This is a genomic window from Roseateles noduli (assembly GCF_050626985.1).
Classification (GTDB): Bacteria; Pseudomonadota; Gammaproteobacteria; order Burkholderiales; family Burkholderiaceae_C; genus Roseateles; species Roseateles noduli_A.
On sequence record NZ_CP192463.1, the window covers coordinates 6,365,019 to 6,385,180 of the forward strand.

Annotated in this window: 15 protein-coding genes; all 15 read left to right on the plus strand. The window is 69.5% G+C overall.

Features of this window, described 5'->3' with window-relative positions; translation table 11 throughout:
* The first annotated feature begins 5 nt into the window (after nt 1–5).
* The 15 genes from rsmH (at nt 6) to ACQ4L4_RS27840 (ending at nt 20,158) form a co-directional block, all read left to right on the plus strand.
* Nucleotides 6–1,022, plus strand: coding sequence for a 16S rRNA (cytosine(1402)-N(4))-methyltransferase RsmH (gene rsmH / locus ACQ4L4_RS27770; RefSeq protein ID WP_431101999.1), 1,017 nt, complete (start codon nt 6–8; stop codon nt 1,020–1,022).
* Nucleotides 1,019–1,345, plus strand: coding sequence for a cell division protein FtsL (gene ftsL / locus ACQ4L4_RS27775; protein WP_431102000.1), 327 nt, complete (start codon nt 1,019–1,021; stop codon nt 1,343–1,345). The genes rsmH and ftsL overlap by 4 nt, the downstream gene beginning before the upstream one ends.
* A complete protein-coding gene (locus ACQ4L4_RS27780) occupies nt 1,342–3,162 on the plus strand; it encodes a peptidoglycan D,D-transpeptidase FtsI family protein (protein ID WP_431102001.1) in 1,821 nt (606 codons plus the stop codon). Before ftsL ends, ACQ4L4_RS27780 begins: the two co-directional genes overlap by 4 nt.
* A gap of 13 nt (nt 3,163–3,175) precedes the next feature.
* A complete protein-coding gene (locus ACQ4L4_RS27785) occupies nt 3,176–4,687 on the plus strand; it encodes a UDP-N-acetylmuramoyl-L-alanyl-D-glutamate--2,6-diaminopimelate ligase (protein ID WP_431102002.1) in 1,512 nt (503 codons plus the stop codon).
* A gap of 59 nt (nt 4,688–4,746) precedes the next feature.
* A complete protein-coding gene (locus tag ACQ4L4_RS27790) occupies nt 4,747–6,183 on the plus strand; it encodes a UDP-N-acetylmuramoyl-tripeptide--D-alanyl-D-alanine ligase (RefSeq protein ID WP_431105031.1) in 1,437 nt (478 codons plus the stop codon).
* Nucleotides 6,173–7,351: a phospho-N-acetylmuramoyl-pentapeptide-transferase gene (gene mraY, locus ACQ4L4_RS27795; RefSeq protein ID WP_377157126.1), complete on the plus strand. Its 1,179-nt coding sequence runs from the start codon at nt 6,173–6,175 to the stop codon at nt 7,349–7,351. Before ACQ4L4_RS27790 ends, mraY begins: the two co-directional genes overlap by 11 nt.
* A 17-nt stretch (nt 7,352–7,368) precedes the next feature.
* Nucleotides 7,369–9,216 (plus strand): UDP-N-acetylmuramoyl-L-alanine--D-glutamate ligase, encoded by a 1,848-nt coding sequence (gene murD, locus ACQ4L4_RS27800; protein ID WP_431102003.1) that lies wholly within the window; start codon nt 7,369–7,371, stop codon nt 9,214–9,216.
* 62 nt (nt 9,217–9,278) lie between these two features.
* The gene (gene ftsW / locus ACQ4L4_RS27805; protein WP_431105032.1) at nt 9,279–10,505 is read left to right on the plus strand and encodes a putative lipid II flippase FtsW; all 1,227 of its coding nucleotides are present in this window, start codon (nt 9,279–9,281) and stop codon (nt 10,503–10,505) included.
* Between the two features lie 94 nt (nt 10,506–10,599).
* Nucleotides 10,600–11,709 (plus strand): undecaprenyldiphospho-muramoylpentapeptide beta-N-acetylglucosaminyltransferase, encoded by a 1,110-nt coding sequence (murG, locus tag ACQ4L4_RS27810; RefSeq protein ID WP_431102004.1) that lies wholly within the window; start codon nt 10,600–10,602, stop codon nt 11,707–11,709.
* Nucleotides 11,706–13,193, plus strand: coding sequence for a UDP-N-acetylmuramate--L-alanine ligase (murC, locus tag ACQ4L4_RS27815; RefSeq protein ID WP_431102005.1), 1,488 nt, complete (start codon nt 11,706–11,708; stop codon nt 13,191–13,193). The genes murG and murC overlap by 4 nt, the downstream gene beginning before the upstream one ends.
* The gene (locus tag ACQ4L4_RS27820; RefSeq protein ID WP_431102006.1) at nt 13,190–14,215 is read left to right on the plus strand and encodes a D-alanine--D-alanine ligase; all 1,026 of its coding nucleotides are present in this window, start codon (nt 13,190–13,192) and stop codon (nt 14,213–14,215) included. Before murC ends, ACQ4L4_RS27820 begins: the two co-directional genes overlap by 4 nt.
* A gap of 90 nt (nt 14,216–14,305) precedes the next feature.
* Complete coding sequence (locus ACQ4L4_RS27825) at nt 14,306–15,088, plus strand: cell division protein FtsQ/DivIB (RefSeq protein ID WP_431102007.1); 783 nt, start codon at nt 14,306–14,308, stop codon at nt 15,086–15,088.
* 8 nt (nt 15,089–15,096) lie between these two features.
* A complete protein-coding gene (ftsA, locus tag ACQ4L4_RS27830) occupies nt 15,097–16,326 on the plus strand; it encodes a cell division protein FtsA (RefSeq protein ID WP_067276931.1) in 1,230 nt (409 codons plus the stop codon).
* 123 nt (nt 16,327–16,449) lie between these two features.
* Entirely contained in the window at nt 16,450–17,685 is a 1,236-nt protein-coding gene (ftsZ, locus tag ACQ4L4_RS27835) for a cell division protein FtsZ (protein WP_377157122.1), read from the plus strand.
* Nucleotides 17,686–17,992: 307 nt separating this feature from the next.
* On the plus strand, nt 17,993–20,158 hold the full coding sequence (locus tag ACQ4L4_RS27840; protein WP_431102008.1) for a sensor histidine kinase: 2,166 nt from the start codon (nt 17,993–17,995) through the stop codon (nt 20,156–20,158).
* Nucleotides 20,159–20,162 lie beyond the last annotated feature (4 nt).

Consider the following 20,162-nt stretch of genomic DNA (forward strand, 5'->3'; position numbering starts at 1 on the left):
CCGTCATGAGCGAGCAGTCCCCTTCCTCCGCCGCCCCCGCCTTCGCCCACACGACCGTGCTGCTGCACGAGACGGTGGACGGCGCCTTCACGACCCCCGACGGCATCTATGTGGACGGCACCTTCGGGCGCGGCGGCCACTCCCGTCTGCTGCTGTCACGGCTGGGGGAGAAGGGACGGTTGATTGCCATCGACCGCGACCCGGAGGCGGTCGCGGCCGCAACGTCCGGACAGACGCGGGTCGACGACCCGCGTTTCCACATCTGCCACAGCGCGTTCGCCGACATGGGCGCGCAGCTCGACGCGCTGGGCGTCGACCAGGTCGACGGCATCCTGCTGGACCTGGGCGTCTCCAGCCCGCAGATCGACAACCCGGAGCGCGGCTTCAGCTTCCGCTTCGACGGCCCCCTCGACATGCGCATGGACACGACGCGGGGCGAAAGCGCCGCCGAGTTCATCGCCCGCGCGGAGGTGGACCAACTTGCACAGGTGATCCGCGACTATGGCGAAGAACGGTTTGCTCTCCCGATTGCAAAGGCGCTTGTGGCTCGCCGGGAAGGCGGGCGCCTTGTCCGGACAACCGCCGAGCTTTCCCAAGTCGTGGCTGGTGCAGTCAAAACCCGCGAACCGGGCAAGGACCCTTCGACGCGCACATTTCAGGCTCTACGGATATTCGTCAACGCCGAGCTTGAAGAGTTGCAGCAGGGGCTGAAGGCCGCGCTGGCCAAGCTCAAGCCGGGCGGCCGGCTGGCGGTGATCAGCTTCCATTCGCTGGAAGACCGCATCGTCAAGAACTTCATCGCCGAACACAGCAAGGAAGTGTTCGACCGCCGCGCTCCGTTCGCCGAACCCAAGCCGCAACCGCTGCGCGCCATCGCGCGCGTCAAGCCCAGCGATGACGAGGTGCGCGGCAACCCGCGCTCGCGCTCCGCGATCCTGCGGGTGGCCGAGCGCACCGACGCGCCGCTGCCGCCGCCGGTCGCCGAGGACACCGGCAAGCGCAAGAAGGGGGGGCGTCGATGATCGGCCGCCTGAACCTGCTGCTGATCGCCGCGGTGATGGTGTCCGGCATCTACATGGTGCGCAGCGCCTATGAATCGCGCCGCCTGTTCACCGAGCTCGACCGCGCGCAGACCGAGGGCCGCCGGCTTGACGCCGACTACCAGAAGCTGATGGCCGACCGCCAGGCGCAGGCGACCAACCTGCGCGTCGAGCAGGTCGCGCGCGAGCGGTTGAAGATGCGTCCGATCTCGCCGGCGATCACGTTCAATCCGGAGGCGCCGGCGATCGAGGCCAGCGGTGTGCGCGGTCGTGCGCAGCCTTCCGTGCAAGGAGCCGCCCGATGATCGGCAAGCTCCGCAAGAAGCTGGGCAACAGCGCCCGGAACGCCTCGCGCAACGCGGCGCGCAACGGTTCGACGCGTGGCGTCAGCTATTCGAGCAGCCCGCTGCTGGCGTCGAAGACGCCGCCGTGGCGTTCGCGGTTCCTGGTCGCGCTGGTGGGCCTCGCGTTCACCGGCCTGCTGGCGCGCGCGGCCTACATCCAGCTGATCGGCGAGGACTTCTTCCAGCGCCAGGGCGAAGCCCGCTACGCCCACAAGATGGAGCTGCCCGCCAGCCGCGGCAAGATCAGCGACCGCAGCGGCCAGGTGCTGGCCGCGAGCGTGGCCGTGCCGTCGATCTGGGCCTTCCCGAAGGAGGTCGACACCGACCCCGACAAGCGCCGCCAGCTCGCGAAGCTGCTGGACATGTCGCGCGCGGAGCTCGACAAGCGCCTCGACCCGGCCAACCGTTTCGTGTTCCTGCGCCGCCAGGCCGACGACGAGACCGCCCGCAAGATCAAGGAACTCGGCCTGAAGGGCGTGTTCCAGGACCGCGAATACAAGCGCCAGTACCCCGAGGGCGAAGCTGCCGCGCACATCGTCGGCTTCACCAATATCGAGGAGCAGGGCCAGGAAGGCATCGAGCTCGCGTTCCAGAAGGACCTGCAGGGCCGGGACGGTTCGCGCTCGGTCGTGCGCGACCGGCTGGGCCGCGTCGTCGAGGACATCGGCGAGCGCGTGCCCGAGACCAACGGCAAGGACATCGAGCTGTCGATCGACGCGAAGGTGCAGTTCTTCGCCTACCAGCGCGTGCGCGACGCGGTGGCGGAGAACAAGGCCAAGGCGGGCTCGGTGGTCGTGCTGGACGCCCACACCGGCGAGGTGCTGGCGCTGGCCAACTTCCCGAGCTACGACCCGGGGCATCGCCAGAACCTGTCCGGCGAGCAGCTGCGCAATCGCGCGCTGACCGACGTCTTCGAGCCGGGCTCGACGATGAAGCCGTTCACGACCGCGCTGGCGCTGGAGACCGGCCGGGTGCGTCCCGACACGCTGCTGAGCACCGGTCCCCGCAGCGTGGTGATCTCCGGCTGGTCGCCGACCGACGCGCACCCGCACGGCGACCTGACCGTGCAGCAGGTGATCCAGAAGTCCAGCAACATCGGCGCCGCGCGGATGGCGCTGATGATGCAGCCGCGCGAGATGCACGAGATGTTCACCGCGATCGGCCTGGGCCAGCGGCCGCAGATCGACTTCCCCGGCGCGGTGACCGGCAAGCTGCGCCCGTGGAAGAGCTGGCGCCCGATCGAGCAGGCGACGATGAGCTACGGCTACGGCCTGTCCGCGTCGCTGCTGCAGCTGGCGCGCGCCTACACGGTCTTCGCGCGCGAGGGCGACATCATCCCCATCACGATGACACGGCGCCCGGCCGACCAGCCGGTGAACGGCATCAAGGTCTTCAGCCCGAAGGTCGCCGCGGACATCCGCGGGATGCTGCAGATGGCGGCCGGCCCGGGCGGCACGGCGCCGCAGGCGATGGTTCCCGGCTACAGCGTCGGCGGCAAGTCCGGCACGGCGCACAAGCAGGAAGGCAAGGGCTATGCGAGCCACAAATACCGTTCGTGGTTCGTGGGCATCGCACCGATTTCCAAGCCGCGCATCATCGTCGCGGTGATGGTCGACGAGCCGAAGAACGGCCAGTACTTCGGCGGCGCCGTGGCGGGTCCGGTCTTCAGCCAGGTCGTGGCGCAGACGCTCAGATTGCTGGGCGAGCCGCCGGACCTCGACGTGAAGCCGCAGATCGTGGCGCAGCAACGGCTGCAAGCCGTCGACGAGAGTTTCTGAGCGGGCACGAACCATGTTGATGCACCTGAAATCCCCCGAAGCCGCCGCCCGCTGGCTGCAGGAATGGACCCCGAGCGGCCAGCTGCGCACGGACAGCCGCGCCGTGGGCGCCGGCGACGCGTTCATCGCGTGGCCCGGTTATGCGAAGGATGCGCGGCAGTTCGTCGCGGGCGCGCTGTCGGCCGGCGCGGCGACCGCGCTGGTCGAGCATGCGGGCGCTGCCGAGTACGGCTTCACCGACGCCCGCATCGCGTCGCTGCCCGACCTGAAGCTGAACTGCGGCCGCATCGCGTCCGCGTTCTACGGCGAGCCGAGCAAGCGCCTGAACGTGCTCGCCGTCACCGGCACGAACGGCAAGACCTCCAGCGCCTGGTGGATCGCGCAGGCGCTCACGCTGCTGGGATCGCGCTGCGGCGTGATCGGCACGCTGGGCGTCGGCCAGCCGCCGGTGCCCGGCGCCACGACGAATGCCTCGATCGAGGCCACCGGCCTGACGACGCCCGATCCGGTCCGCCTGCAGGAAGCCTTCAAGCGCATGGCCGATGACGGCTTCGGCGCTTGCGCGATCGAGGCCTCCTCGATCGGCATCGAGGAACACCGGCTCAGCGGCACCACCATCCAGGTGGCGCTGTTCACCAACTTCACGCAGGACCACCTCGACTACCACGGCGGCATGGACGCCTACTGGGTGGCCAAGCGCAAGCTGTTCGACTGGGACGGCCTGAAGGCGGCGGTGCTCAACATCGACGATCCGAAGGGCGTCGAGCTGGCCGCCGAACTGAGCGCCGCCGGCCAGCTCGATGTCTGGACCTACGGGCTCAACCGGGCCGATGCGCGCCTGAGCGCGATCGACCTGCGTCATGACGCGCACGGTCTGGCATTCACGCTGCGCGAGGGCGCCGCGACGGTGCCGGTGCAGACCGGCCTGATCGGCGACTACAACGTGTCCAACCTGCTCGGCGTGATCGCCGGTCTTCGGGCGCTGGGCCATGGCCTGGAGGACATCGCGCGCGTCGCCGCGCTGGTGACGCCGGTGCCGGGCCGCATGCAGCGCGTGGGCAGCGGTCGTGAGCTGCCGCAACTGGTGGTCGACTACGCCCACACGCCGGATGCGCTGGACAAGGCGCTGAGCGCGCTGCAGCCGCTGGCCGCCGCGCGCGGCGGCGAGCTGCGCGTCGTGTTCGGCTGCGGTGGTGATCGCGATCCGACGAAGCGCCCGCTGATGGGCGCTATCGCTGCGCGCCTGGCCGCGCACGTCGTGCTGACCAGCGACAACCCGCGCACCGAGGACCCGCTGAAGATCCTCGCCGACATCGAGGCCGGCCTGCCGGCGGGTGTCGCGCGCGAAGTCATCGCCGACCGTGCCGAGGCGATCACGCGCGCCGTCGACCAGGCGGGCGCGCGGGACGTCGTGCTGGTGGCCGGCAAGGGGCATGAGGACTATCAGGAGATCCACGGCGAACGCCGCGCGTTCTCCGACGTGCAGGCGGCGCGTGCCGCGCTGATCGAGAGGGCCGGGCTGTGAGCGACACGACCCCGATCGACGCCGGCTCCGCCGCTCCGGGCGCATCGAGCGCGCCGATGATGACGCTCGGCCGCGCATTCGAACTGCTGTCGCCGCTGCTGCCGGCGGCGACGCTGGTGGGCGAGCCGTCCACGCCGCTGCTGCGCGTGCACACCGACACGCGTTCGCTGCGCGCGGGCGACCTGTTCGTCGCGCTGCGCGGCGAGCGTTTCGACGCCAACGACTTCCTCGCGCAGGCCAAGGCCTCCGGCGCGGTCGCGGCCATCGCCGAGCGCGGTCTGGCCGAGGCCGACCTGCCGGGCCTGCTGGTGCCCGACGCGAAGGCCGCGCTGGGCCTGCTCTCCCAAGCCTGGCGCGAGCAGCATCACCTGCCGGTGATCGCCGTCACCGGCAGCAACGGCAAGACGACGGTGACGCAGATGATCGCGTCCATCCTGCGCGCCTGGCTGGGCGACGCGGCGATGCTCGCGACCGAAGGCAACTTCAACAACGAGATCGGCGTGCCGCTGACGCTGCTGCGCCTGCGCCAGAACGAGGCCGCGTGGCATCGCGCCGCTGTGGTCGAACTCGGCATGAACCATCCGGGCGAGATCGCGCCGCTGGCCGCGATGACGCAGCCGACGGTCGCGCTGGTCAACAACGCGCAGCGCGAGCACCAGGAGTTCATGCACACCGTCGAGGCGGTCGCGCGCGAGAACGGCGCCGTGATCGGCGCGCTGGGCACGGCCGGTGTCGCGGTGTTCCCCGCCGAGGATCCGTGCGCGCCGGTGTGGCAGTCGCAGGCCGTGGGCCGCGCGACGCTGAGCTTCGCGCTGCAGGGCCAGGCCGACGTGATGGGCCGCGCGCAGTGGGTCGCGCCGACCGATGCGAGCGTGATCGCCGGCGGTGCGGGTCACTGGGCGATCGAGATCCTCACGCCCGCCGGCGCGATCCCGGTCGCGCTGGCGATGGCCGGCCAGCACAACGTCCGCAACGCGCTGGCCGCCGCGGCCTGCACGCTGGCCGCGGGGGCGCCGCTCGCGGCGATCCGCGACGGCCTGCAGTCGTTCAAGGCCGTGAAGGGCCGCTCGGCGCTGCAGACGGCGGTGTGGCAGGGCCGTCGCATCACGCTGATCGACGACAGCTACAACGCCAATCCCGACAGCGTCCGCGCCGCCATCGACGTGCTGGCGGAACTGCCGGGCGCGTCCTGGCTGATCCTCGGCGACATGGGCGAGGTCGGCGAGCAGGGCCCCGCCTTCCACCAGGAAGTCGGCGCGCACGCGGCCGACCAGGGCCTGGCCGCGCTGTGGACGGCCGGCGCCGCCGCGCGTGACGCAGCGACCGCGTACGGCGCGGGCGCCCGCGCGTTCGACACCGTCGCCGAGCTGATCGGCGCGCTGAAGGACGCGCCGCAAGTGCAGAACATCCTCGTCAAGGGTTCGCGCTTCATGAAGATGGAACAGATCGTGGCCGCCTTGCAGTCCGGCGGCCCAGGAGACCCCCATGCTGCTTAGTCTGGCCCAGTGGCTGCAGGCCAATTACTCTGAACTCGGGTTCCTCCGCGTCTTCAGCTACATCACCTTTCGCGCCGTGATGGCGGCGCTGACCGCGCTGCTGATCGGCCTGGCCTTCGGCCCGTGGGTGATCCGCCGCCTGACCGAGCTCAAGATCGGCCAGCCGATCCGCGAGTACGGCGTGCAGCAGCATCTGGCCAAGAGCGGCACGCCGACGATGGGCGGCGTGCTGGTGCTGATCGGCATCGGCATCTCGACGCTGCTGTGGTTCGACTGGTCCAACCGCTTCGTCTGGGTGGTGATGCTGGTGACGATGGGCTTCGGCCTGATCGGCTGGGTCGACGACTACCGCAAGGTGGTCAACAAGGACCCCGAGGGCATGCGCAGCCGCGAGAAGTTCCTGTGGCAGTCGATCATCGGCCTGATCGCGGCGATCTACCTGGCCTTCAGCGTGTCGGAGACCAGCTTCCTCGGCGTCGTGCAGCTGTTCTTCCGCTGGGTCACGAGCGGCTTCTCGACCGAGCTGCCGCCCAAGGCCGACCTGATGCTGCCCTTCTTCAAGTCGATCAGCTACCCGCTGGGCGTGTTCGGCTTCATCGGCCTGTCCTACCTGGTCATCGTGGGCACCAGCAACGCGGTGAACTTCACCGACGGCCTGGACGGCCTGGCGATCATGCCGGTGGTGATGGTGGGCTCGGCGCTGGGCGTCTTCGCCTATGTGACCGGATCGTCGGTGTACAGCCGCTACCTGCTGTTCCCCTACATCCCCGGCGCGGGTGAACTGCTGATCTTCTGCGCCGCGCTCGCGGGCGCGGGGCTGGCCTTCCTGTGGTTCAACGCGCATCCGGCGCAGGTGTTCATGGGCGACGTGGGCGCGCTGGCGCTCGGCGGCGGCCTGGGCACGCTGGCCGTCATCACGCGCCAGGAGATCGTGCTCGGCATCATGGGCGGCGTCTTCGTCGCCGAGGTGCTGTCGGTGATGCTGCAGGTGACCTGGTTCAAGTACACGAAGAAGAAGTACGGCGAGGGCCGGCGCATCTTCAAGATGGCGCCGCTGCACCACCACTTCGAGAAGTCGGGCTGGAAGGAGACGCAGGTCGTCATCCGGTTCTGGATCATCACGATGCTGCTGTGCCTGGTCGGCCTGGCCAGCCTGAAGTTGCGCTGAGCGGGAACGGAACGACGATGTCCTCCCTCCACTTCCCGGCGCTCTTCCAGGACCGGCACGCGCTCGTGCTGGGCCTGGGCGACTCCGGGCTCGCGATGGCGGCCTGGGCCGCGCGCCTGGGCGCGCGCGTCACGGTCTGGGACAGCCGCGAGCAGCCGCCGCAACTGCCCGCGCTGCGCGAGCGACTGCCCGACGCCGCCTTCGAGCACGGCGACTTCTCGCCGGAGCTGCTGGGCGCAATCGATCACAGCTGGGTGCTGCTGAAGAGCCCCGGCCTGTCGCCGCTGGATGCGCGCCTGAAGCTGCTGCTCGCCAGGGCGGAGGAGATCGGCCTGCGCGTGCGCGGTGAGCTGGAGCTGTTCGCGCAGGCGCTGGTGGAGCTCAAGACGCTGTACCGCTATGAGCCCGGCGTGCTCGCGATCACCGGCACGAACGGCAAGACGACGACGACCAGCATGACCGCGCTGCTCATCGAGCGCGCCGGCCGCCGCGTCGCGATGGCCGGCAACATCGGCCCGACGCTGCTGGGGACGCTGGGCGACGCGCTCGACAAGGAGCCGATGCCGCAGCCGAAGGACGAAGCAGTCGCCGATGCGGCGACCGACGTCGATGCGGCCGAAGAGGCGATCGTCGACTTGGCTGTCGAGGCGGTGGTTCCCGACGATGACGCTGCCGATGTCGCCATCGACGATCCGGCCGATGTGCTGCTGGCGCCGGTCGACGAACCGGTGGTGGAAGCGCCGACCGACGACCGCACCGCGCTCGAGACGGTCGCCGACCTGCTCGACGAGCAACCGCTGCCGATCAAGCCGCCGCCGCCCAAGCCCGCCGAATTCGAGGTGCTGCCGCAGGTCTGGGTGCTGGAGCTGTCGAGCTTCCAGCTGGACGGTGTGAAGGGCTTCGAGCCGAGCGCCGGCGCGGTGCTCAACATCACGCAGGACCACCTGGACTGGCATGGCGACATGCCGGCCTACGCGCGCGCCAAGGGCCGCATCTTCGGCGAGCACGGCGTGCTCGTGATCAACCGCGACGACCCGGAGGTCGAAGCGCTGGTGCCCGCGCCGATCACCGTCAAGCAAGGCCGCGGTCGTCCGGCGAAGGTCGTGGAGCGCAACGTCGTCCGCTTCGGTCTGGACGCGCCGCGCCGCCCCGGCGACTTCGGCCTGCTCGTCGAGAACGGCATGGCCTGGCTGGTCCGTGCCCGCGAGCAGGAAGAAGAGCTGAAGGGCCTGAAGCGCCGCAAGGACGATGACGAGGACCTCATCATCCAGCGCCTGATGCCCGCCGACGCGCTGCGCGTGCGTGGCCGCCACAACGCGGCGAATGCGCTGGCGGCGCTGGCGCTCGCCACGTCCATCGACTGCCCGCTGGCGCCGATGCTGCACGGCCTGCGCGAGTACCGCGGCGAGCCGCACCGCGTCGAGTTCGTCACCGCGATCAAGGGCGTCGACTTCTACGACGACTCCAAGGGCACCAACGTCGGCGCCACCGTCGCCGCCGTGATGGGCCTGGGCGCCGACCGAGCGCCGGCCAAGCTGGTGATGATCCTGGGTGGCGACGGCAAGGGGCAGGACTTCTCGCCGCTCGCGACGCCGATCGCGCTGCATGCCCGCGCGGTGGCATTGATCGGCCGCGACGCGCCGCAGATCGAAGCCGCGCTGCAGGACAGCGGCGTCCTGATGCATCGCCACGACTCGCTCGAGGCCGCGACGCACTGGGCGCTCGCGCAGGCGCAATCGGGCGACAGCGTGCTGCTGAGCCCGGCCTGCGCCAGCCTGGACATGTTCCGCAACTACGCCCATCGCGCCGAGGTGTTCATCGCCACCGTGCGCGAACTGGCGGAAGACGAGGGCCTCATCGGATGAGCGCCGCATCGATCTTCGACAACCTGAGCGAGCGCGTGCGCGCGCTGGCCTCGCGCCGCGGCATGGGCGCGGGGGCCGCGGGCGCCGGTGGCGCCGGCAGCGTCGACGTGCCGGTGCGCGACTGGGTCTCGACCTCGTCCGGCCAGCCCACGCGTCTGCTCGGCTTCGACCTGACGCTGATCTGGGTCGTGCTGTCGCTGCTGGCGCTGGGCCTGCTGATGGTCTATTCGGCCTCGATCGCGCTGCCGGACAACCCCAAGTTCGCGAAGTACCAGCCGATGCACTTCTTCGTGCGTCAGAGCCTGTTCATCGTGATCGGCCTGCTGGCCGGCTGGATCACCGTGATGGTGCCGGTGAGCTTCTGGGAGCGGCACGCGCCCAAGATCTTCGTCGTCGCGCTGGCGCTGCTGATGATCGTGCTGATCCCGCACGTCGGCAAGGGCGTCAACGGCGCGCGCCGCTGGCTGCCGCTGGGGGTCATGAACTTCCAGCCGTCCGAGCTGGCCAAGCTGGCCATCGCGATGTACGCGGCCAACTACATGGTCCGCAAGATGGAGGTGAAGGAGAACTTCGTCCGCGCCGTGTGGCCGATGGCCGCCGCGCTGGCCTTCACCGGCATGCTGCTGCTGGCCGAGCCGGACATGGGCGCCTTCATGGTCATCGCGGCCATCGCGATGGGCATCCTGTTCCTGGGCGGCGTCAACGGCCGCATGTTCTTCCTCAGCGTCGCGGTGCTGATCGGCGCTTTCGTGCTGATGATCACCTTCAGCGATTTCCGTCGCGAACGGATCTTCGCCTACCTGAACCCGTGGGACGAGAAGTACGCGCAGGGCAAGGCCTACCAGCTGACGCATTCGCTCATCGCCTTCGGGCGCGGCGAGTTCTTCGGCCAGGGCCTGGGGTCCAGCCTCGAGAAGCTGCATTACCTGCCCGAGGCCCACACCGACTTCCTGCTCGCCGTCATCGGCGAGGAGCTCGGCTTCATCGGCGTGGCCATCGTGATCTTCGCGTTCTTCTGGCTGTCGCGCCGGCTGTTCCACATCGGCCGTCAGGCGGTGGCGCTGGACCGCGTCTTCGCCGGTCTCTACGCGCAGGGCATCGGCATCTGGATGGGCGGCCAGGCCTTCATCAACATGGGCGTGAACCTCGGCGCGCTCCCGACCAAGGGCCTGACGCTGCCGTTGATGAGCTACGGCGGTTCCGCCACCGTTTTGAATTGCATTGCCTTGGCGATCTGCTTGCGAATCGATATTGAAAACCGCCAACTCATGCGAGGAGGCCGAGCATGAGCGGCTGGACACATCGTGGCCAGCCGGCCGCGCGAAGCGAGGCTTTGCGGGTTCGGCGCAGCCAGAACAGACAACTGATGCGAGGGGGCCGCGCATGAGCACGCGTCACCTCGTCGTGATGGCCGCCGGTACGGGCGGTCACGTCATTCCAGGACTGGCCGTGGCTGCCGAAATGCAGCGCCGTGGCTGGACCGTCTCCTGGCTCGGCACCGAAGCCGGCATGGAGAACAAGCTCGTGCCGCCGTCGGGCCTGCCGATGGACCGGCTGTCCTTCGCCGGCCTGCGCGGCAAGGGCCTCAAGCATTCGCTGCTCGGCGTCGTGCGCCTGTTCAAGGCGCTGGGGCAGAGCGCCCACATCTTCAGCGCGCGCCAGGCCGATGCGGTGCTCGGCATGGGTGGTTATGTCTGCTTCCCCGGCGGCCTGATGGCCTGGGTGATGCGCCGTCCGCTGATGCTGGTGAATGCCGACGCGGCGCTGCTGTTGTCCAACAAGGCGCTCGCGCCGGTGGCGAAGAAGATCGCCTTCGGCTTCGACGGCCTTGCCGCCGCGCAGCAGAAGAAGAGCGTCGTCACCGGCAACCCGGTCCGCGCCGAGATCGAGGATCTGCCCGCGCCCGAACTGCGCTTCGCCGATCGCAACGGTCCGCTGAAGGTGCTGGTGGTCGGCGGCTCGCTCGGCGCGCGCGCGATCAACGACGTGCTGCCGCAGACGCTGGCGCTGTGGGACGAGCACCAGCGTCCGCAGGTCACGCACCAGACCGGCGAAGCCAACTTCCCGCTCGTGCAGGCCGCCTACGCGAAGGTCGGCGTGCAAGCCGAGGTCGTGCCCTTCATCAACGACATGGCGCAGCGCCTGTCCGAGGCCGACGTGGTGATCTGCCGCGCCGGCGCGGTGACGGTGTCCGAGCTGTGCGCCGCCGGTGTCGCCAGCATCCTGGTGCCGCTGGTCGTCAGCACGACCTCGCACCAGCGCGACAACGCGCAATACATGGCGCAACACGGCGCGGGCACGCACCTGCCGCAGGGCGAGCTCAGCGCGCAGGCGCTGTTCGACCTGCTCCAGCAGCCGCGCGAGCACTGGCTGGCGATGGCGTCGAAGGCGCGCTCGCTGGCGCGTCCGCGCGCGGCGTCGCGCGTGGCCGACGAGCTCGAGGCGCTGGTGAATGCGCGGGACGCGAAGTCCGGCAATGGCGTGCGCACATGAAGCACGCCATCCAACGCATCCACTTCACCGGCATCGGCGGCGCCGGCATGAGCGGCATCGCCGAGCTGCTGGCCGCGCAGGGCTATTGCGTCAGCGGCTCCGACCAGGGCGAGAGCGACACCACGCGCCGCCTGCGCTCGCTCGGCGTGGACGTGAAGATCGGCCATGCCGCCGAGCACGTCGGCGCGGCGCAGGTGCTGGTCAAGTCCAGCGCGATCAAGGCCGACAACCCCGAGCTGATGGCCGCGCACCAGCACGGCATCCCGGTGCTGCTGCGCGCGCAGATGCTGGCCGAGCTGATGCGCCCGCGCATGGGCATCGCCGTCGCCGGCACGCATGGCAAGACGACGACCACCTCGCTGCTGACGACGGTGATGCAGCAGGCCGGCCTCGATCCGAGCTACGCGATCGGCGGACAGCTGCTGGCCGCGGGCGCCAATGCGGCGCTGGGCGGCGGGCTGCACATGGTCGTCGAGGCGGACGAGTCCGACGCCTCCTTCCTGCACTTGCTGCCGCAACTGGCGATCGTCACCAACATCGACGCCGACCACATGGACACCTACGGGCACGACATGGCCCGTCTGCGTCAGGCCTTCGTCGACTTCCTGCATCGGATGCCGTTCTGGGGCGCGGCCGTGCTGTGCGGCGACGACGCGGGCGTGCGTAGCATCGTGCCGATGCTGTCGCGGCCGGTGATCCTGTACGGGCTGGACGCGGGCAATGCCGTGCGCGCGACCGACGTCAGCGCCGAGGCTGGTGGCGGCATGCGCTTCAACGCGCTGCGCCGCGACCGCCAGGGCCGCGAGCTGCCGCCGCTGCAGGTGCTGCTGCGATTGAACGGCCAGCACAACGTGCTGAACGCACTGTCGGTGATCGCGATGGCGATGGAGCTGGGCGTCGACGACGCGGCGCTGCTGCAGGGACTGGCCCACTTCGGCGGCGTGGGCCGGCGCTTCCAGTCCTATGGCGAACTGCCGGTGTTGCCCATGAACCAGGGTGCGGGCGATGCCGCCGATGCCAGCCCGGACGGCGCGTCCGCCGGCGGCGCGGCCGGCGTCGGCACCGCGCTGCTGATCGACGACTACGGCCATCACCCCGTCGAGATGCAGGCCGTGCTGAAGGCCGCGCGCGGCGCCTATCCGGGCCGTCGCCTGGTGCTGGCCTTCCAGCCACATCGCTACACGCGCACCCGCGATTGCTTCGAGGAATTCGCCGACGTCCTCGCGCAGGCCGACGGCGTGCTGCTGACCGAGATCTATGCCGCCAGCGAGTCCCCGCTGCCCGGCATCAGCGGCGAAAGCCTGGCGCGGGCGGTCACGGACCGCGGCACCGCGGCGGGCTTCGTCGGCGACTGGCAGGGACTGCCGCAGGCGATCGCCCACCAGGCGCGCGCCGGCGATGTGGTGATCGTGATGGGGGCCGGCTCGATCGCCGCCGTCCCCGCGCGCACCGTTGAACTCATGACGAAGGGAGGCCGCGCATGACCACGGACCTCGACAATTCTTCCGCCCCCTCGGCGCCATCGGCGCTGTATCAGCAGCTCGGCATCGCCGGCATCGATGCGAAGGCGCTCGGCAAGGTCGCCGTGCTCTTCGGCGGCGACTCGGCAGAACGCGAGGTCTCGCTGATGTCCGGCAGCGGCGTGCTGGCCGCGCTGCAGTCGGAAGGCGTCGACGCGCATGCCTTCGACCCGGGCCAGCGCAATCTGCTCGACCTCAAGACGGAAGGCTTCCAGCGCGCCTTCATCGCCTTGCACGGTCGCCACGGCGAAGACGGCACGGTGCAGGGCGCGCTCGAGTTGATGGGCATCCCGTACACCGGCTCCGGCGTGATGGCTTCGGCCATCGCGATGGACAAGATCACCACCAAGCGCGTCTGGCTGGCCGACAAGCTGTCGACGCCGCGCTGGGTCAGCCTCAAGCGCGGCGAGTTGCAGCGCGAGCGCGTCCGCACCGTGCCGGACGAACTGGGCCTGCCCATCTTCGTCAAGCCGCCGCACGAGGGATCCTCCATCGGGGCGAGCAAGGTGATGGGCTACTCGGACATGCAGGCGGCCGTCGAACTCGCCGCGAAGTACGACGCCGAAGTGCTGTGCGAGGAATTCGTCGACGGCGCCGAGCTCACCTGCCCGGTGCTCGGCGAGGGCGCCGACGCGATCGCGCTGCCGGTCATCGAGATCCGCGCCGAGGGCGGCAACTACGACTACCAGAACAAGTACTTCACCGACACGACCCAGTATCTGGTCGGCCAGCTGCCGGCCGACGAGCAGGCCCGCGTGCAGGACCTGGTGCTGGCGGCCTACCGCTCGCTGGGCGCGCGCGGCTGGGGTCGCGTCGACGTGATGCGGCGCACCTCCGACGGCCAGCTGTTCCTGCTGGAAATCAACACCTCGCCGGGCATGACTTCCCATTCGCTGGTGCCCAAGGCGGCCGCCGCCGTCGGCATCTCCTACCCGAAGCTGTGCCTGTACCTCCTGTCGCGATCGCGGCTGGACAGCCAGGCCTGAACGGATCGCCGGGTCACCCCCCCACCAGCCACCCCCATGGGCGCCACCTTCACCCACACCGCCAGCCCGCTGCCGCCGGACATCCGCGTGATGAACGGCGTGGCCGGCCTGCTGCTGGCCATCGTGGCGCTGGCCGCGGGGGCCGTGGGGCTGCATTGGCTGGCGCGGCAGCCGGCGTTCTCGATCAAGTCGATCACGGTCGAGGGCGACGTCAGCCGCAACAGCGGCGCGTCGCTGCGGGCGAATGCGCTGCCGCGACTGAGCGGCAACTTCCTGACGATGAACCTGCAGCAGGCGCGCGCCGCCTTCGAGGCGGTGCCCTGGGTGCGCCATGCGACGGTGCGCCGGGTCTGGCCGCTGCACCTGGTCGTCGCGCTCGAGGAACACCGCCCCGCCGCCTATTGGGAAACCAAGGCCGAAAACGCCGACGCCGACAGCGAGGCGGTCGTCGATACCCGGCTGGTCAACAGTTTCGGCGAGGTCTTCGAGGCGAATCTCGGCGACGTCGAGGACGAGGATCTGCCCACCCTGGCCGGCCCCGCGAAATCCTCGGCCGCGATGCTGGCGATGTGGCGGCAACTCGATCCGCTGACCCACGGAAAACTGGACGAGGGTGTCGCCCGGCTGGATTTGTCTGGCCGCGGCTCCTGGAAGGCGACGCTGGAAAAGGGCGCGATCGTCGAACTCGGCCGTGGCAGCGAGGCCGAGGTCGTCGCCCGGTATGGCCAATTCATCGCCAGCATTCCCCAGATCACCGCCCGCTACCGCACCTCGCTGGTATCGGCGGACCTCCGCCACGAATCCGGATATGCGGTCCGGCTCGCGGGCGTGACGACGGTTACCACTGCGCCCAAGGGCGCCAAGAAGAATTGAGGACAGGCATGGCCAAGGAATACAAGGATTTGGTCGTCGGGTTGGACATCGGCACCGCCAAGATCATGGCGGTGGTGGCCGAGGTGATGGGGGATGGCCAATTGCGCATCGCCGGTCTGGGCGTCGCGCCCAGTCACGGACTGAAGCGCGGGGTCGTGGTCAATATCGACGCCACCGTCCAGTCCATCCAGCAGGCCCTGAAAGAGGCCGAAATGATGGCCGACTGCCGGATCTCGCGGGTTTACACCGGGATTACCGGCAGCCATATCCGCGGCCAGAACTCGACCGGCATGGTCATCGTGCGGGACAAGGAAGTCACGCCGGTGGATGTCGCCCGGGTCGTGGAAACCGCCAAGGCCATCAATATTCCGAACGACCAGCGCCTGCTGCTGGTCGAACCCCAGGAATTCGTGATCGACGGCCATGAGGTGAAAGAACCGATCGGCATGAGCGGTGGCCGGCTGGAGGTCAAGGTCCATATCGTGACCGGCGCCCAGAGCGCGGCGGAGAACATCGTCAAGTGCGTGCGTCGCTGCGGGCTGGAAGTCGAGCAACTCGTGCTCAACCCTAGCGCTTCCAGTTTGGCGGCACTCACTTCCGACGAGCGTGACCTGGGCGTGGCGCTGGTCGACATCGGCGCCGGCACGACCGACGTGGCCATTTTTACCGGCGGTTCGATCCGCCATACCGCGGTGATTCCGATCGCCGGCGACCTGATTACCAGCGATATCGCGATGGCGCTGCGCACCCCGACCAAGGATGCGGAGGAAATCAAGGTCGAGCATGGCGTGGCCAAGCAATTGCTGGCCGATCCGGCGGATCAGGTCGAAGTGCCGGGTTTGGGTGACCGGGCACCCCGGATGCTCTCCAAGCAGGCTTTGGCCGGGGTGATCGAACCTCGGGTCGAGGAAATCTTCTCCCTCGTCCACCAGGTCATCCGGGAATCCGGCTACGAGGAACTGTTGTCCTCCGGAATCGTCCTGTCGGGCGGTTCGTCGGTGATGCCGGGGATGGTGGAACTGGCCGAGGATATTTTCCTGAAACCGGTGCGCCGGGGAAATCCGACCTACAACGGCGCGTTGTTCGACATGGTGGCCAATCCCCGGTCGGCCACCGTGATGGGATTGTTGGAGGAAGCGCGGCTGTCGCGCACACGGGGATTCAAGGCGGCGCAGCAGGCGGGGTCCGTGAAGACCTTGTTCGGTCGCGCCAAGGACTGGTTCCTGGGGAATTTCTAAGAAGCTGGCACTGACCGGCTCACGCTTTCTTTACGACGTTTGAGGGTTTTGCCCCCTAAAAAAGGGTGGATCCCACTTCTATTTTGCTGATGGCAACTGCACAATATGGACAGGAGGTTTGATATGGCGATCGAGATGATCGAAGAGTTTGATCAAGGCACCCAGATCAAGGTGATCGGCGTGGGCGGCGGCGGCGGCAACGCGGTCGAGCACATGATCAGCCAAGGTGTCCAGGGCGTGGAATTCATCGTGGCCAACACGGATGCCCAAGCCCTGAATCGCTCCAAGGCCGATCAACTCCTGCAACTGGGCCATACCGGCCTGGGCGCCGGTGCGAAACCCGAGGTCGGCAAAACCGCCGCCGAGGAAGCCGAGGCGCGCATCCGCGAATCCATCACCGGCGCGCACATGCTGTTCATCACCGCCGGCATGGGCGGCGGGACCGGCACCGGCGCGGCGCCCGTGATCGCCCGCGTGGCCAAGGAAATGGGCATCCTGACGGTGGGCGTCGTCACCAAGCCGTTCGAGTTCGAAGGCAACCGCCGCGGCAAGGCCGCGGACCTGGGCCTGCAGGAACTCGAGGCGAACGTGGACTCGCTGATCGTCGTGCTCAACGACAAGCTGCTGGAAGTGCTGGGCGACGACGTCACGCAGGACCAGGCCTTCGCGCACGCCAACGACGTGCTGAAGAACGCGGTCGGCGGCATCTCCGACATCATCCACATGCCGGGCCTGGTCAACGTCGACTTCGAAGACGTCAAGACCGTGATGAGCGAGCCGGGCAAGGCGATGATGGGCACGGCGGTCGCGGCCGGTCCGGACCGCGCGTCCAAGGCGGCGGAAGGCGCCGTGGCCTGCCCGCTGCTGGAAGGCATCGATCTGTCTGGCGCGCGCGGCGTGCTGGTGCTGATCGCGGCCAGCCGCAACAACTTCAAGCTGGCCGAGAGTCGCAACGCGATGACCGCGATCAAGCGCTACGCCGCTGAAGACGCGCACATCATCTACGGCACCGCCTACGACGAATCGCTGGGCGACCAGCTGCGCGTCACCGTGATCGCGACCGGCCTGAGCCAGCGCGCCGCGGCGCGCCAGCAGCCGCAGCTCGTCGTGCAGCAGCCGCAGCTGCGCACCGGCACCGACAACATGCCGGTGCTGACGCAGCCGGTGGTGATGCCGGGTTCGGCCGCCGCGCAGGGCACGCCGGCGGCGGCGCCGATGTCCGCGACGGACTTCGGCGGCATGAGCGTGCCGAGCGTCTGGCGCCATGGCCGCACGGCCGCGGCGAAGGTCGAGGCCCTGTCGTCCAACGGCATGGACGAGATCGAGATCCCGGCCTTCCTGCGCAAGCAGGCGGACTGAGACCGACCGCTCTCGACGCCATCAGCTTCAAGGCCACGTCCGCCAGGACGTGGCCTTTTTTCTTCCCGTGGCCGCCAGGGCAGTGCTTTGGGCGCCCCGCGTCGTTGCGAATCCTCGTCATAGCACCGCTATGACTCCGGTTCGCGCCTAGCGGTGCATCCCAAAGCACTGCCCTGGCGGCCACGGGAACGCGCCCGCGCCCGCGCCCGCGCATTTGAGGGATGCGGGGCGTCTGTTGCAAATGAACGCTCGTGCCACTCGGTGAACTTCGGCACACTGGCGCGCGATCACAAGACAGAGCAAATGCATGGTCCACGGTGAGGTTGGGAAAACGACGTCGGCACCGCCGGCCGCGCGTGCGCGGCGGGCGTGGGCGTCCCGCCCGTCGACACCGCTGTTGATCGCGCTGCTGGCCAGCCTGGTGCTGGCGCTGTTCGCGTTCATGCCGGAAATGGGCCGAGCGCAGGGCGGACAGCCCGCGCAGGCGACCGGCGCGGCCCCCGCCGCGCAGGTCTCGCGCGCGTCGCCGCTCGGACCGGCGCGGCCGGTGCCCGAGGCGGCGCCGCTCGCCGGCGCGCAGCGCGCGGTCGAGGCGGAGGTCGCCACCAGCGACTGGACGCAGGATCAGCTGAAGGCCTGGTGGCGCTCGTTGCGCGTCATGGACGGCGCGAACGGCGCGCTGCCGCGGGGGCTGCTGCCGCCGGAGGACCCGTCGGCGTGGCAGCGGATCCGGCTGCCCGAGGTGCAGCAGCGCGAAGCGACCCAGGACACGAGCGACGTGCGCTTCCAGATGCGCTGGTACCGCGTCCGCTACGCCGCGCCGAACGGCCGCTGGCCGACCAGCGTCGCGCTCTACATGCCGCGGCTGGTGGCGCTGGCGGCGGCGGTGCTGGTGAAGACCGACGACGGCTGGCGGCCGGTCTTCGACAACCAGTCCGGCGCGCGCGAGCAATGGGTGCGGCCGCTGTGGGTGGTGCTGCCGTCGGCGCTGACCGAGATCCAGCAGGCCCGCGAGATCGAGGTGATCATCGCGGTCCCCGTGATGCAGGCCGGCTACTACTCCGTGTCCAGCGTGTGGCTGGGCGCGCGCGAGGACCTCGAGCCGCGCCACGACCGGCGCTGGGTGCTGCAGATCGGCGTGCCGCAGGCGACCGGGCTGACGCTGGTGACGCTGGGGCTCTTCGCGCTCGTGCTGTGGGTGAAGCGGCGCGAGGACCCGTCCTACCTGCTGTTCTCGCTGGCGACGGTGGCGTGGCTGGTGCGCAACCTCCACTACCACCTGGACCTGCCGCGCACGCGCGACGCGCTCGAATGGTTCTGGTGGGTCACGCACGCCTCGATGTCGTGGGTGATGCTGCTGACCTTCCTCTTCGCGCTGCGCTTCGCGCGGCAGCGCTTCACGCGCTTCGAGCGCGGCATCGGGCTCTTCGTGCTGGTGTCGAGTCTCGCGTCGATGCCGCTGTGGGGCAACGGTTTCGATGCGCTGGTGCTGCTGCACATCTGCAATGCGGTCGTGGGCCTGGCGGGCACCGGCTTCGTGGCCAGCGTGGCCTGGCGCCAGGGCACGCGCGAGCTGCGCGTCATGGCCGCGGCGCTGGTGATCGGCGTCGTGCTGGGCGTGCACGACCTGGGCCTGCTCGCGGGCTGGTGGTGGCCGGAGCACATCTACCTGATGCCGTTCGCGACCCTGGTGATCCTGGCGAGCTTCCTGTACGCGGTGCAGTTCCGCTACATCGAGGCGCTGCGCGGGGTGGAGCGCGCCAACGGGGAACTCGCGCAGCGGCTGCAGGAGCAGAGCGTGCAACTGAGCGCGCAGCACGACAAGCTGCGCGAGGTCGAGCGCCAGCAGGCGCTGCTGCTGGAGCGGCAGCGGATCATGCAGGACATGCACGACGGGCTGGGCTCGTCGCTGTTGTCGGCGATGGTGGCGGTGGAGCAGGGCTCCATGCCGCAGGATCAGGTCGTGACCGTGCTGCGCGAATGCGTGGACGACCTGCGGCTGGTGATCGACTCGCTGGAGCCGGTGGGTCACGACATCGTGTCGCTGCTGGCGACGATGCGCTACCGCCTGGGCAAGCGGCTGCAGCTCGGCGGGCTCAAGCTGGAATGGGACGTGCACGACCTGCCGCCGCTGGAGTGGCTGGAGCCGCCCGACGCGCTGCATGTGCTGCGCCTGATGCAGGAGGCGCTGACCAACGCGCTGAAGCATGCGAGGGCGTCGCGGGTGCGGGTGGTGACGCGCGACCTCGGCAAGCGCGTGGAGATCCGTGTCGAGGACGACGGCGAGGGCTTCGACGTGGCCTCGATCGCGCAGGGCCGCGGGCTGCGCGGCCTGCAGCGCCGCGCGAAGGTGCTGGGCGGACTGCTGCGCGTGGACAGCAGTCCCGGGCACGGCACCGTGGTGACGCTGAGACTGCCGGTGGCGCGGGCCGACCATGAGGCCGTGATCCAGGCCGGCGCCCAGCAGGGTTGACCCC

What these genes read in the sequence shown, in the direction of transcription:
- rsmH (WP_431101999.1), top strand. Translation starts at nt 6, where the DNA reads ATGAGCGAGCAGTCCCCTTCCTCCGCCGCCCCCGCCTTCGCCCACACG.
- ftsL (WP_431102000.1), top strand. Translation starts at nt 1,019, where the DNA reads ATGATCGGCCGCCTGAACCTGCTGCTGATCGCCGCGGTGATGGTGTCC.
- ACQ4L4_RS27780 (WP_431102001.1), top strand. Translation starts at nt 1,342, where the DNA reads ATGATCGGCAAGCTCCGCAAGAAGCTGGGCAACAGCGCCCGGAACGCC.
- ACQ4L4_RS27785 (WP_431102002.1), top strand. Translation starts at nt 3,176, where the DNA reads ATGTTGATGCACCTGAAATCCCCCGAAGCCGCCGCCCGCTGGCTGCAG.
- ACQ4L4_RS27790 (WP_431105031.1), top strand. Translation starts at nt 4,747, where the DNA reads ATGACGCTCGGCCGCGCATTCGAACTGCTGTCGCCGCTGCTGCCGGCG.
- mraY (WP_377157126.1), top strand. Translation starts at nt 6,173, where the DNA reads ATGCTGCTTAGTCTGGCCCAGTGGCTGCAGGCCAATTACTCTGAACTC.
- murD (WP_431102003.1), top strand. Translation starts at nt 7,369, where the DNA reads ATGTCCTCCCTCCACTTCCCGGCGCTCTTCCAGGACCGGCACGCGCTC.
- ftsW (WP_431105032.1), top strand. Translation starts at nt 9,279, where the DNA reads ATGGGCGCGGGGGCCGCGGGCGCCGGTGGCGCCGGCAGCGTCGACGTG.
- murG (WP_431102004.1), top strand. Translation starts at nt 10,600, where the DNA reads ATGAGCACGCGTCACCTCGTCGTGATGGCCGCCGGTACGGGCGGTCAC.
- murC (WP_431102005.1), top strand. Translation starts at nt 11,706, where the DNA reads ATGAAGCACGCCATCCAACGCATCCACTTCACCGGCATCGGCGGCGCC.
- ACQ4L4_RS27820 (WP_431102006.1), top strand. Translation starts at nt 13,190, where the DNA reads ATGACCACGGACCTCGACAATTCTTCCGCCCCCTCGGCGCCATCGGCG.
- ACQ4L4_RS27825 (WP_431102007.1), top strand. Translation starts at nt 14,306, where the DNA reads ATGAACGGCGTGGCCGGCCTGCTGCTGGCCATCGTGGCGCTGGCCGCG.
- ftsA (WP_067276931.1), top strand. Translation starts at nt 15,097, where the DNA reads ATGGCCAAGGAATACAAGGATTTGGTCGTCGGGTTGGACATCGGCACC.
- ftsZ (WP_377157122.1), top strand. Translation starts at nt 16,450, where the DNA reads ATGGCGATCGAGATGATCGAAGAGTTTGATCAAGGCACCCAGATCAAG.
- ACQ4L4_RS27840 (WP_431102008.1), top strand. Translation starts at nt 17,993, where the DNA reads ATGGTCCACGGTGAGGTTGGGAAAACGACGTCGGCACCGCCGGCCGCG.